The 12,876-nt window shown below is 47.2% G+C and carries 11 protein-coding genes; 5 read left to right on the top strand and 6 right to left on the bottom strand.

Features of this window, described 5'->3' with window-relative positions; all coding sequences use genetic code 11:
* The first annotated feature begins 23 nt into the window (after nt 1-23).
* From DRW07_RS14615 to DRW07_RS14595, 5 genes are read left to right on the top strand one after another with little or no spacing between them, the layout of a single operon-like run.
* Entirely contained in the window at nt 24-794 is a 771-nt protein-coding gene (locus tag DRW07_RS14615) for a sulfite exporter TauE/SafE family protein (protein WP_338067771.1), read from the top strand.
* A 3-nt stretch (nt 795-797) separates the two neighbouring features.
* A complete protein-coding gene (gene lgt / locus DRW07_RS14610; RefSeq protein ID WP_124028666.1) occupies nt 798-1,613 on the top strand; it encodes a prolipoprotein diacylglyceryl transferase in 816 nt (271 codons plus the stop codon).
* Nucleotides 1,610-2,443: a thymidylate synthase gene (locus DRW07_RS14605; protein WP_124028665.1), complete on the top strand. Its 834-nt coding sequence runs from the start codon at nt 1,610-1,612 to the stop codon at nt 2,441-2,443. Before lgt ends, DRW07_RS14605 begins: the two co-directional genes overlap by 4 nt.
* Before the next feature lie 23 nt (nt 2,444-2,466).
* Nucleotides 2,467-3,492 carry a response regulator gene (locus DRW07_RS14600; RefSeq protein WP_124028664.1) on the top strand — a complete coding sequence of 342 codons (1,026 nt, stop codon included), beginning with the start codon at nt 2,467-2,469 and terminating at the stop codon, nt 3,490-3,492.
* Nucleotides 3,489-4,445: a sensor domain-containing diguanylate cyclase gene (locus DRW07_RS14595; RefSeq protein ID WP_124028663.1), complete on the top strand. Its 957-nt coding sequence runs from the start codon at nt 3,489-3,491 to the stop codon at nt 4,443-4,445. Before DRW07_RS14600 ends, DRW07_RS14595 begins: the two co-directional genes overlap by 4 nt.
* A gap of 6 nt (nt 4,446-4,451) precedes the next feature.
* On the opposite strand, the gene DRW07_RS14590 is transcribed toward DRW07_RS14595, so the two are convergent.
* The 6 genes from DRW07_RS14590 to rapA form a co-directional block, all read right to left on the bottom strand.
* A complete protein-coding gene (locus tag DRW07_RS14590) occupies nt 4,452-6,626 on the bottom strand; it encodes a response regulator (protein ID WP_124028662.1) in 2,175 nt (724 codons plus the stop codon).
* 32 nt (nt 6,627-6,658) lie between these two features.
* Nucleotides 6,659-7,954 (bottom strand): AmpG family muropeptide MFS transporter, encoded by a 1,296-nt coding sequence (locus DRW07_RS14585; RefSeq protein WP_124028757.1) that lies wholly within the window; start codon nt 7,952-7,954, stop codon nt 6,659-6,661.
* 79 nt (nt 7,955-8,033) lie between these two features.
* Nucleotides 8,034-8,357 (bottom strand): hypothetical protein, encoded by a 324-nt coding sequence (locus tag DRW07_RS14580; protein ID WP_124028661.1) that lies wholly within the window; start codon nt 8,355-8,357, stop codon nt 8,034-8,036.
* A 61-nt stretch (nt 8,358-8,418) separates the two neighbouring features.
* Nucleotides 8,419-9,225 (bottom strand): DUF3530 family protein, encoded by an 807-nt coding sequence (locus DRW07_RS14575; protein WP_124028660.1) that lies wholly within the window; start codon nt 9,223-9,225, stop codon nt 8,419-8,421.
* A gap of 24 nt (nt 9,226-9,249) precedes the next feature.
* Nucleotides 9,250-9,987: a pseudouridine synthase gene (locus DRW07_RS14570; protein WP_338067770.1), complete on the bottom strand. Its 738-nt coding sequence runs from the start codon at nt 9,985-9,987 to the stop codon at nt 9,250-9,252.
* A 72-nt stretch (nt 9,988-10,059) separates the two neighbouring features.
* Nucleotides 10,060-12,816 carry an RNA polymerase-associated protein RapA gene (gene rapA / locus DRW07_RS14565; RefSeq protein ID WP_124028659.1) on the bottom strand — a complete coding sequence of 919 codons (2,757 nt, stop codon included), beginning with the start codon at nt 12,814-12,816 and terminating at the stop codon, nt 10,060-10,062.
* Between the last annotated feature and the right edge of the window lie 60 nt (nt 12,817-12,876).

Raw genomic sequence — 12,876 nt, 5'->3', positions numbered from 1 at the left:
TTTTGTTAGTCATAGCATGTCTGTTGACAGGCATCGCTGTGGGTTGGTTAGCCGGTTTACTGGGCATTGGTGGAGGCTTGATAGTCGTACCTGTGCTGGTTTGGTTATTTATCGAAAAGTTGGATATTGCATTGTCACTTGCCATGCCAATGGCCATCGCTACCTCACTTTCAACGATTGTCTTTACTGGTTTTTCTTCAGCGCGCGCCCATTATCAGCTGGGAAATCTAGACCGTTCATTAATCATTTTTTGTGGTTCTGGAGTGGCATTAGGCGCGGTTTTTGGTGCCATAGTGGCCAGTAAAATGAGTGGTGAGGTGTTGTCTTATATCTTTGCTGGGCTGGTCTTGTTGGTGGCACTTTATATGTTGTTTGGTAAGATACGTCACCGTGACCACCAGCCCGGAAGTGCGCTGTTAAGCGCGATTGGGACAGGTGCCGGTGGGCTGTCTGCACTGATGGGTATTGGTGGTGGTGCCATTTTAGTGCCTTGGTTGTCTTGGTTTGGTGTTCCTATTCGAAAAGCCATAGGGTGTGCGTCAGCCTGTGGTTTAGTCGTTGCGATATTTGGCGCGGCTGGATTTATTTATACGGGGTTAACACTCACGACGCGTCCAGACTTTAGTGTTGGCTATATTTATTGGCCTGCCACGATAAGTATAGCGGCCACCTCGGTGATGTTTGCGCCCATGGGGGCAAAGTTTGGGCAGAAGTTAGACACCGCAAAGTTAAAGAAGATCTTTGCTGTTTTCTTAATTCTGGTCAGTATTCGAATGATTTGGGGAATAAGTTAATACATGAATACATCTGACTATCTGGTTTTTGCCGGTATCGATCCGGTTATTTTTAGTATCGGCTTTTTAAGTGTGCGCTGGTACGGGTTGATGTATTTGATTGGCTTTATTGCTGCCTGGTATCTCGCACACCGTCGCTTGTCTCGAACGCCTTGGTCTAAAGAGCAGTTGGGTGACTTGCTATTTTGGTGTTTTGTGGGCGTAATTGTGGGAGGGCGCGTTGGCTATGTCCTGTTTTATCAGTTTGGTCTGTTTCTCGATAATCCGGCTTACCTATTCCAAATTTGGACCGGCGGCATGTCATTCCACGGTGGCTTATTAGGCGTATTAGCCGCGATGTTCTGGCGTGCCAAAAAAATGGGTGCGACCTTTCTCGAAGTGGGTGACTTTATTGCACCTCTTGTCCCAATTGGTTTAGGGGCGGGACGTATAGGTAATTTTATTAATGCCGAGCTATGGGGCCGGCCTACAGAGGTTGCCTGGGCCATTGTATTTCCCAACGCGGGGCCAGAACCCCGTCATCCTTCGCAGTTGTATCAGTTTGCGCTGGAAGGTGTGGTGTTGTTTTGTTTACTGTGGTTTGCCTCGGCAAAGCCCAGACAGCGCGGGTTTATCAGCGGACTATTTCTTATAGGCTACGGTATCTTTAGATTTGTCGTTGAGTTTTACCGCCAGCCAGATGCCCATATTGGCTTGTATGAAAGCGGGTTAAGCCAGGGCCAGCTATTATGTGTTCCCATGATTATTGCGGGCGCATTTCTAATGTGGCGTTCAAAAAGCCAGCCAGTCAGTAAAGCAACAGGAGGCGCTAAGGCATGAAAGAATACCTAACCCTTTTACAACACGTCCGTGACAACGGCATCAAAAAAGAAGATCGCACCGGCACGGGTACCCTGAGTGTTTTTGGTTATCAAATGCGCTTTAATCTTCAGGAAGGTTTTCCTTTGGTGACAACCAAAAAATGCCACTTGAAATCGATTATTCACGAGCTGTTGTGGTTTTTACAGGGTGACACCAACATCAGGTACCTGAAAGATAATGGAGTATCTATTTGGGATGAATGGGCAACCGAAGAAGGAGAGCTTGGACCCGTATATGGACAACAGTGGCGCAGTTGGCCCTGTGCGGATGGCACAACGATTGATCAGATCAGCGACGTCATTGAGCAGATTAAGCATAACCCTGATTCACGGCGTTTGTTAGTCAGTGCCTGGAACCCAGCGGTGCTGCCAGATTCGTCAATCTCACCTAAAGCCAATGCAGCACTTGGTAAACAGGCGTTACCGCCTTGCCATACTATGTTTCAGTTTTACGTGCTCGAAGGCAAACTGTCTTGTCAGCTGTATCAGCGCAGTGGTGATATCTTCCTCGGAGTGCCTTTTAATATTGCCAGTTATGCATTACTGACCATGATGGTGGCGCAGGTGTGTGATTTAGCGCCGGGAGATTTTGTGCATACATTGGGCGATGCGCATTTATATCTGAATCATTTGGAGCAAACCGACATACAACTGGCTCGTACGCCGTTTCCGCGCCCCACTATGCAGATCAATCCGCAAGTAAAGGACATCTTTTCTTTTTCATACAGTGACTTTACACTAGAGAATTATCAGGCCCATCCACACATAAAGGCGCCAGTTGCAATATAACGACAAAACACATTAGGCTCGGTATGACCACTCCTGTATTAATTTGTGACGACTCGAGTTTTGCTCGTAAACAAATGGCCCGTTCCATCCCAGACAGCTGGGATGTCGAAATTAGTTACGCTGAAAATGGTCAACAGGCTATTGAGCTGATTAAGCAAGGCAAAGCGGATGTCATGTTTCTCGACTTAAATATGCCTGTGATGGATGGCTATCAGACCATGCAGGTCATTCGAGAAAACGATTTACCTTGCCTGGTGATCGTGGTGTCTGGTGATGTTCAGCCACAAGCGAGGCAACGCATGCTTGAAATGGGTGCGCTGGACTTTATTCGCAAACCGATTGATAACAGTAAGCTGGTCAGCCTATTGCGTCAGTACGGTATTTATTCGGGTGAAGGTAGTGCAATAAAACGTCAGACCGAGACGTTAAAAGCACAGCCTGTAGTGTCAACCGAAGAACAATTTGACGCGTATCGCGAGTTGGTTAATGTAGCTATGGGACGTGCAGGTGAGAGCCTTGCCAAGCAACTGAATGAATTCATTGAGCTTCCCATTCCAAACGTGAATGTGATTGAAACCAATGAGCTGCAAATGGCCATTAACGATATTAATGTTGATGACAGAGTATCAGCCGTATCAAAGGGGTTTGTGAGTGCTGGGATCAGCGGCGAGGCCCTAGTTATTTTTAGTGACGCCAATGTAGACAGTATGGTGCGCTTGCTAAATTACCAAAGCGCCAACACAGAAGAGCTGCAAATTGAAGCCCTGATGGATATTTCCAATATCCTAATTGGCGCTTGCCTGAATGCGTTATCGGACCAACTCAATGTTAACTTCAGTCATACCTCGCCGATTATATTGGGCAGGCATTGTGACCTCGAAGCATTGATCAGCAACAATATTTCCCGCTGGCGCAAAGTCATGGCCATAGAGATTGCCTATGCAATAAAAGATCGCGATATTCACTTTGATCTTCTGCTGCTCATCCCTGATTACGCCATGGAGCGTGTTTATACTCGACTTACCGACGTTATGGAGCTTAGCGAATGAGCAGTGAACAAGCGATCGCCGCCCTCCACTGGCAACATGAACTCCTCAGCTCTCTGGAAGTAGGTATTGTGGTGCTGGATAAAAACTTCAAAATCGAAGTGTGGAATCAGTTCATGGAAAATCACAGTAACAAGCTGCCGCGAAGTGTTATCGGGCAGTCACTGTTTTCTCAGTTTCCTGAAATTGATGAGGGATGGCTTAGAGCGAAAGCTGAGCCTGTATTTTCTTTGCGCAGTCCCACATTTATTGTTTGGGAGCAACGACCCTATCTGTTTAAGTTTGCCAGCAATCGTCCTATTACGTCAGCAAGCGACACTATGTACCAGAATGTCACCTTGTTTCCTCTGACTAATACCCATGGTGACATCGATCGTATTTGTTTGTTGGTATACGATGTTACTGATCAGGCTCTGGCAAAAATTCGGGTCGAAAACCTCAATAAACGCTTGGAAGTCATGAGCCGAATTGACGGTTTGACGGGGTTATATAATCGGCGATACTGGCAAGAGCGTTTTGACAAAGAATACAAATTGGCTCGGCGTAGAGAGCGTTCAGTGACTGTGGTCATGCTCGATATCGACCACTTTAAAAAGGTCAATGATACCTATGGTCACCAGGCTGGAGATAAAGTCATTCAATCACTGGCTGACGTGGTGAAAAAATCCATTCGAGAAACAGACTTGGCAGGTCGCTATGGCGGAGAGGAGTTTGTCATTGTCTTGTCAGATTCTAACGCAGAAGGCGCTTATCTAGTAGCAGAAAGAATACGCGAGGTTGCTAAGCAGCAACGGGTCGAGCACGACGGCAATCATATCAGCTATACGGTGAGTATCGGGCTTTCAGAGCACAGTATTGCTTGCCCTTCTGCGATGGCATGGTTGGAAATGGCCGATCAGGCCTTGTACAAAGCCAAGGAGAGCGGCCGGGACCAAACCGTTGTGGCCAATATATAAGGCGAGTTAGGCATTCATCGACAATACTAGCTTCAGTGTGTTGTTGAGTTCTTGAAACGGCACAGGCTTGAACAAGTAATACCGTATTCCCGCTTCTTGTGCCGCTTGTTTTGTCGATTCCTCTGTGTCGCCACTTAGCGCCACAATTTCAGCAGGGTACTCACGTTGCTTTAACTGGCGGGCTACCTCCAGACCGTCAATGTCTGGTAGGTGAATATCCAGCAAAATACAGTCAAAAGTATAATTGGTGCAAAGGGTTAATGCGGTTTGTCCATTGGCAGCTATTTTCGTTTTGTAGCCCATTGATGTGAGCATATGCCCCAGCATTTCCGCATTAATTTGCTCATCTTCCACTACAAGAATGGACGCGTTAGCCTGCGCAACGGGCTCCCCTGATGCTTCAGCCAGTTTTTGTAGTGCATCAACAAAACGCGGTTCCATAATGGGTTTAGTGAACACCTGCCAAGGTTTCACCGGACCATTGCTAACAATATTGGCCACGTCGGGTGACGCTGACACCATAATAACCGTTGGCATTTTATCACCCAGCATGGCAGATAGGGTGATCACCAATTCCTCGCCATTGAGTCCGGGCATGTAGTAATCAACAATTAAACCTGTGTAACTGCTAATGCGGTCTTTATTGTCAAAGAAGTTAGTACTGGAATCATACAAATCGCAACTAAAACCGGCACTGCGCACGAGTTTTTGTAGATGTTGGCGGCTTATTGCTAGGTCATCAATAACTGCGAATTTCACTTCCTCATTCACGGATCTGCCTTGAATGCCTTCTGTGCTGACCTTCTGCAACGGAAAACGCAGGTTAAACGTAGCGCCTTGCTCTAATGCACTCTTTACTGATATTTCGCCGCCAATGCCATCAATGCACTCCTTAGCGATGGCTAACCCTACTCCTGTGGTGAAATAAGTGTTGGCCTGAGTGTCAAATAGTTGGGTGAAGCGCTTAAAAATAGCCTGGTGATACTGCTCATCAATACCTACGCCCGTGTCTGTAACTGAAACCGTTAAAAACACTTGTTCTGCCTCTTGTGAAATCGAGAGCGTTAATGTGATGCTGCCTTTTTCGGTATATTTAACGGCATTGTTAAGCACATTCATCATGCTCTTTTTCATGGCTTGAGGGTAACCAATCACTTCGCCCGGCAATTCATCTTCGCAGTGCATATGGAATACGAGGCCTTTGAGTTCTGCGGCATTCACTGCTTTGGCGATAACGTCATCCAGTAAAGCGATTAAATCAAAATCACGACGGCTACCATAATCCGCGCGATCCTTAATAATGTCGGACAGTGCATCGGAATATTTAAGCAATCTGAAACAGGCTTCCTCAGCGTGCCTGATAAGTGTTTTACTCTCTCCTCTACTATTTGGGAGTAATTCAAGGATGGAAATGATAGCGCTTATTGGACTGCGTAGGTCATGGGTCAGTTTAGCTACATACAAATTTCGCTGTTTTTCATTAATGTCTGCACTGGCTTTGGCTGCGGCAAGGGCTGTTTCCGTTTCTTGTTGAGAGGCTTCCTGGGCACTCACTCTGGCTTTTAGTGGTTTGAAGGTGCTACGCAATACCAGCGCAATCAAACACATAAGCAAAAACCAAATAATGTAATCAACTATTTGCTCCTTTCGCCGTTGTTCAACACTGGCTTGTTCAAACAGGGCAACGACCTCGTCGAGCTTAAACAGTAGGTTGGCACTTTGTGCCGGGGTGTAAAACGTGTAGCTGTTTTCTGTACTCGTAGCCGTTTGCTGATTAATCTGGATAAATTCCCGCACCAGAACATCGACGCTCGACGCGCCATCAAAGTAAGCACTTCGAACAGGAGCCGGTAGACGCAGTGTAAAGGCCTCTGAAAATGGGAGTTGTGCGCTTAGGCGTTTATGACTGGAATCAAATTCCTTTATTAGACGGGTCATTTCACTTTGCCACTGTCTGACATAGTGCGATTTACCATCGGTAACGACTAAATGTTGTAAATAACTGATGCGTTGCGACAGCATGCGCTGCTTTCCCGCAATATTGATAATGGTCGGATAATAAAGGCTTTGCTGGGCTCGTGATTGTTCGTAAATAAAAAGCAATGCGATTAACGCAGAGACTGCAACGATAGCCAGTGTCTGATAGTGATGGGCATTGATTGTGCTTTTTGTGTTACTCATGGTGCCGGAACACTCCCTGTTGAGCCTGTCAGTTAGTCAGCCAGAACAGCAACGCGAGAGCGTAAATGGCGAAGTAAAATTAAAGCAGGTATAACCATAATAGCCGTTATTACGAAAAATACCGACCAGTTCCCGTCAAGTGCATCGACCATAATACCACTTGTGCCGGCTAAAACGGTTCTACCCAGCACACTCAATGATGCCATGAGTGCGTATTGAGTAGCCGAAAATGTATGATTACACAGTAGAGAAATAAAGGCGACCATCGCCACAGTACTCCATGCCGCGGTAAACCCGTCAACAATGACAGTGGCGATAAACAGGCTTGGATCTGGCCCTACTTGTGCCATCCAGGCAAACATCAAGTTACTCGCCGCCATAGCGATACCCGCAACCATCAGGCCACGGTAAATACCGAAGCGAATGGTAAATGCCCCCCCAATAACAGCAAAAACAATGGTTACCCACCAATTAATTAGCTTTGAATAGGCACCAATTTCACTGTTACTAAACCCAATTTCTTTATAGAAAACTATGCTCATACGTCCCAGAAAAGCTTCACCTATTTTGAAAGAAAAGATAAACAGCAAAAGTGTCAATGCGACCGATACGCCGTTGCGGGTGAAAAATTCCTTAAATGGCATTATCAACGTATCAAAAAGCCAGTTAGATAATGTAGACGTTCGTTTTGAAGCCTGAAAAACTGTTGTTTGGCTGGAGGTAGGCTCTGGGGAAATTAGGGTAAATGCCATTAATACGGCAACCATAATACCCAGCACAACATAAACGGTTTGCCAGCCCCAACCCGGTAGGTCAGCGATAAAAAACGGAATCGCGCCAAGGCCGCCATATCCGGTCCACCAGCCTGCTGTGGCCATTGACGAAGATGCCGCCATGGCTTCTTTATCACCACCTATAATATCAATGCGATACGCATCAATTGCAATGTCTTGTGTGGCAGAAAAAATGGCAATACACAAGCCCAAAAATGCGAGCCAGTAGAGTTGACTGGACAGGTCCAGCGTGGCGATGAGCAGACAACAACAGCAAATAAGTGCCTGCATACTGACAATCCAGCTTCTTCGCCTGCCCAGACGGCCAACAAAGGGAAGGACGATTTTATCGATAAACGGCGACCACAGAAAATTCACAGAGTAGACAGAAAAAATTAACCCAAACAGACCAATCGCCGAACGGGACAAGCCTTCATCTTTTAGCCAGGCCGATAGCGCAGAGCCAATGAGGATCCAGGGAAACCCACTGGCGATACCAAAACAAAAAATAGTGACTAGGCGTTTATCTCGGAAATGAGCAAGGGTGTGAGTGATCGAAGACAAGGTGGATTCCTGATATTGCGATTGCCTTCATTGAACACAGTAATGAATGAAATAACAACCCCAGTGATTCTTAAGGGCGAATACCTACACAATCAAATGGACAAAAACCACCGTTTTCTAAAAAGTTGACGCAGCGGTTCAATTCTTCTTTAAGTACGGCATCGCTAAGTAACGTATCTTGTGGCCAAAAGTGGATTTGGTGCATTAAGTGCCAAAACACGCGCTCTTGAGAAGAAATGGGGGTAGCGTTACGGTTGGACATGTTGATCCATTCTTCCAACGTATCCCAAAAAAATAGATTGACCTCGCGATAGGGGAGATCGCCGCGCCAGAAGGCCTTGATATAGTATGCTAATTGACGTGCTTTTCTTTCAATGAAGGCGGCGACTGTCATACTGCTACCCCGGATGATGATAAACTAATCCAAGTATAGACAAGAATTTTGAAAATGCCTGTTACCAGCCCAAAGAACGTGTCCAGCCTACAATTTCGCCAGATAACCAGTCTGCAGCCTGTCGCCCGACAAGGCGTGGAAGTTGTCGCTGTCTGTAATGCATTTTTATTTGAACATTAGCCTGGATTAGCCTGGCAATATTGGTAGCGCGACTCCAATTATTGGAGGAACTGTACGCAACGTCCAACACAGGGGCCGGATACTGGGCGCTGAGTTCTGGTAGGGTATCGTTGACTGTTGCTTCAGGCCAGAATGGAGACACTATGGTCAGTGCGTCAGGTATAGGCGTGTTGAGATCCTGGCCTAGTGCCAATAATAAAGAAGCTGCCATTCCTTCCGCGATAAACATTCGAAAGCCTGCCTTGTCCCGGCTCAAGTCTACGAGTTGCGGCAAAAAAGACTGTAATTGAGCACGCGCGTCAGGGAAAGCAATACTGGCTGTTTTGACACTTTGCCACGGCTGGATGGGGTCAGTTGCTATATTTTCGTTGTTTTGAGATTGTGCAGACGTAACTGCAGGCGAACTTGTCATCCATGAAGGCGAGACCATTACCACATGCCACCCTTTGTGGGAAAGCTCATCGGCAAGACGTCGGGCTGCCGCAAAGCTCAGTTTACCTTTCCCGTCTGTTACGAATAACCAACTCACACCAATGGGCAGTGGCGTTTTGGCATCTACCTCATAGGTATAATGCACTTGCTCGCCGAGCATGACCGCGTTCAAGTCGTCTGAATGCAGCTGCCGGGTAAAGTCATCAGCCCAGGCTTGGAAGCCCAGTAAGATAACAAAAAGACCGAAAAATCGCATAAGCTATATAGTCAGGATAAACGTTTATTCTAATTTATCGGTTGCACCGAGCAAGTCTTTAGCATAGCCATAGGTTTCTTCTAGCGATTTAGGTTGATAGTCAGAAAACGGAATAGGGGCAGAATACATCATTTTTTGCGCTGTTAGCGGATGCACAAACTGCAAACACTGTGCGTGTAACTGAAGCTTGTCTACCGCCTCAACCGATGCGGGTGGCGAGTACAAGCGGTCACCCAAAATGGGTGTGCCCAGTTCTCTCATATGCATTCTAAGCTGGTGGGAGCGGCCGGTAATGGGGTGTAACTCAACCAGCACGCCGTGCGCCTCCTGCTGAATCACCCGAAAGCAGGTAACGGCTTCTTTACCCGATTTCCAGTCTACTTTTTGTTTTGGTCGATTTGGGTAGTCGACGCTCAAGGGAATATTAATAACGCCACTGTGCGATGTGGGCGTCCCATACAACCTGGCGTAATAACGCTTTTGTGTGATGCGCGAAGCAAATTGATAGGACAGGTGTTGATGGGCAGCTTTACTTCTGGACAGCACCATAACGCCAGATGTTGCCATATCCAGGCGATGCACAATACCGGCCTCTGGATAGACGCGACTGACCCTGTAGGCAATCGAGTCCTGATGCGCCTCTACACGACCTGGCACACTCAATAGGCCACTGGGCTTATTTACCACAATAATGTGTTCATCAGCGTGTAACAGGGTTAAATAGGGGGCCTGTGGTGGGTCATAGATAAATGTCATGGTCATAGTTTACTGATTGGTGAAAGCCATCATGCTCAGTGTATGATGACTGAGCGATGATGGAAAACTGCCTAACGATTAGGGGTTGTTAATAACTACTCTGACCGCATCTAAATGAATATCAGCATCTTTGAGCAACTGACTGAGGGCAGCCTGCTGCTGTTCAAAATACACAATCTCACTTTCCCGTACAGAGGGGTTAGTTTGTCGCAAATCTCTTAAGCGTTGTACTTCTCCGCCTACCTGAGTATTCATCAAGACCAAGGCATCGTGTTGGCACTGATTTGCTATTTGATGGGCTCGCTGTTTAGCGGTAGCCAAATAATGTTCTATGGGGGTTTGCAATGCGCCAATCAGCTGCTTTGCCATTTTCCGCGGTACTTTACGGGTTACATCGAAAGTTAGGTCGCAAGCTTGTCCGTTAGCATCAATAACAACTCTGATGGGGGTTGGCGGTAAATAGCGGTCAACCTGAAGTTCTGCTGGTGCATTAACTTGTAATAAAAATACGGCTTCAACCCAGTATGCGCCTTTAGGCAGGGACAAGTCTGCCATAAAGCCCATAGCACTTTTTCCATGTACGTCCAAAAGCACTGTGTCTAATGCTGAATGCACCAGAGGATGGTCCCAAGACAAAAAGTGCACATGTTCCAGTGCAGTGGCTGTATTACGTCGATAGGTGACAGTCATGCCGTCAGGATCAAGCCCAGGTAAATGATTAACCATGGTTTCTGTAGGTGTGAGGATAAAGGTCTCACTGTCTCTCTCTTCCTGCTGAACGCCAATGGCGTCAAACAGTCTGCCCATGAGTCGTGCCAGCACAGGTGAGGTGTCCTGCTCAACAATGGCGTCTAGTAGGGGATCAACGCGATGCAATCCAGAGGCACTTAATTCCAACAAGCGATCTCTGCCTGCTTCAAGCTGTGCTTTAAGTGTGCTATTCAGAGCATGCGATTCATCAACAAGTTGATTCACAAGGGTCGCGTCAGCAGGGTTATTTAGCGCCTTTTCGAGGACATCGCCAAGCTTGTCAGACACCGCTCGGCCAGTGGGACAGGTTTCCTCAAACGCATTGAGACCATCATGATACCATTTTAGAAGCGTTGCCTGGCGTGAATTAGGAACAAAGGGCACGTGAATATTCACGTCTTTCGTTTGGCCGATTCTGTCCAGGCGGCCAATGCGTTGTTCCAGTAAATCAGGGCTTTCTGGCAAATCAAACAACACTAAATTATGTGCAAACTGGAAGTTGCGTCCCTCACTGCCAATTTCTGAACACAGCATGATTTGAGCGCCTTGCTCAGGATCAGCAAAATAATGCGCCGATTTATCACGCTCTACAATGCTCATTCCCTCATGAAAGACGGTATAACGGATCCCTGTTTTTGTGCGTAGGGTTTCACCCAACGCGATTGCTGTTTCAGCATGCTGACAGATTAACAACACCTTTTCAGGTTTTAACTGTTCTACATGTTCAATCAGCCATTGGACGCGCAGGTTATAGTCACCAGTCTCAGCTGGCAGAGGATGAGCGAATAGGTGGCGTTGTGGAAAGCCTTCTATATTGGCGCGTCGGTTTCTGAATAACAGTCTGCCCGTACCATGACAGTCAATTAACTGATGCAATAACGCATCGCGCTGCGCTGGCGTGTCGACAGTCGGGTGATGTGCTAGCACTTCCGGCGCAAGCGTTTGCAAGCGTTCTATGTCCTCTTGTGCAAGCGTGTCATTAGAAAGCAATGGCAGGACAGCATCGGCTAGCGCGCTATATTGCTTTTCTTCCTCAAGGAATGCCGCATAGTCATAAAAACGGTCAGGGTCGAGCAAACGCAAGCGTGCGAAATGGCTTTCATGCCCTAATTGGTCTGGGGTAGCGGTCAGTAATACTAGACCCTTGGTATGCGCTGAGAGTAGCTCTACCGCGCGATAGGCCTCAGAGGGCGAGTCTTCTGACCATACCAGATGATGCGCCTCGTCAACGACAACTAAGTCCCAACCGGCTTTGGCACAGGCTTGAAGTCGCTTTTCAGAAGCCGTAAGAAAACTAGTACTGCACAGCACTAATTGTTCACTGTCGAATGGGTTTTCAGCGAGTTCGTTATCGTCATCTGTCATTGCCTCCCAACGACTCTCATCGAACAGCGAAAATGCCAGGTTAACACGCCGCAACATTTCAACCAGCCATTGGTGAACAAGCGAATCGGGCACCACTATCAACACACGCTGTGCCCTGTGGGTAAGCAGTTGTTGATGAATGATTAATGCGGCCTCGATTGTTTTGCCCAGTCCGACTTCATCTGCCAGAAGCACCCTTGGTGCATAGCGAGTTGCAACCTCAGAGGCAATGTATAGCTGATGCGGGATCAACGAAATGCGCGCACCGGTCAACCCACACACGGGAGAAGTGGCATGGCTGTGACGCTGCTGCCAGGAAGCCAGCCTCAAATCGAACCATTTGGGACTGTCCAGTTGCAGATTGAACAAGCGTTGCTCGGGCTTGTCAATTTGCAGTGAGTGGTCAAGCTGCGTTTCTGGCAGTAAGGCATCAGATTTATCATCTTCTCGAATACCTGAATAAATCAGTAGGCCGTCTTGCTCAAGCACTTCAGTGATAGCCAGTTGCCATCCATCTGCACTTTTCGCAACATCGCCCACTGACAGGGTGAACCGGGTCAACGGTGCATCGTTTTTTGTATACAGTCGGCTGTCATTGGCCGCGGGGAAAAGCACTTCAATCGTGCGAAAGTCGACGCTGGTGACAATGCCTAGTCCCAGCTCACCTTCTGTATTGCTCAGCCATCGTTGGCCTGTTGAATATAAATTAGTCTTGCTCATAGTGTACTCAGCCGTTAAAGCGGCGCGTATTGTAGGAAAGCGTGGTTTACATTGCAAAAA

The organism is Paralteromonas sediminis (assembly GCF_003820355.1).
Lineage (GTDB): Bacteria > Pseudomonadota > Gammaproteobacteria > Enterobacterales > Alteromonadaceae > Alteromonas_F > Alteromonas_F sediminis.
Note: the sequence above shows the minus strand (reverse complement) of the source record. Positions and strands in the feature narration are given on the sequence as shown.

Excerpts from the sequence above, each read along its gene's own strand:
- lgt (WP_124028666.1), top strand. The coding sequence starts at position 798 with ATGAATACATCTGACTATCTGGTTTTTGCCGGTATCGATCCGGTTATT.
- DRW07_RS14605 (WP_124028665.1), top strand. The coding sequence starts at position 1,610 with ATGAAAGAATACCTAACCCTTTTACAACACGTCCGTGACAACGGCATC.
- DRW07_RS14600 (WP_124028664.1), top strand. The coding sequence starts at position 2,467 with ATGACCACTCCTGTATTAATTTGTGACGACTCGAGTTTTGCTCGTAAA.
- DRW07_RS14595 (WP_124028663.1), top strand. The coding sequence starts at position 3,489 with ATGAGCAGTGAACAAGCGATCGCCGCCCTCCACTGGCAACATGAACTC.
- DRW07_RS14590 (WP_124028662.1), bottom strand. The coding sequence starts at position 6,626 with ATGAGTAACACAAAAAGCACAATCAATGCCCATCACTATCAGACACTG.
- DRW07_RS14580 (WP_124028661.1), bottom strand. The coding sequence starts at position 8,357 with ATGACAGTCGCCGCCTTCATTGAAAGAAAAGCACGTCAATTAGCATAC.
- DRW07_RS14575 (WP_124028660.1), bottom strand. The coding sequence starts at position 9,225 with ATGCGATTTTTCGGTCTTTTTGTTATCTTACTGGGCTTCCAAGCCTGG.
- DRW07_RS14570 (WP_338067770.1), bottom strand. The coding sequence starts at position 9,987 with ATGACCATGACATTTATCTATGACCCACCACAGGCCCCCTATTTAACC.
- rapA (WP_124028659.1), bottom strand. The coding sequence starts at position 12,816 with ATGAGCAAGACTAATTTATATTCAACAGGCCAACGATGGCTGAGCAAT.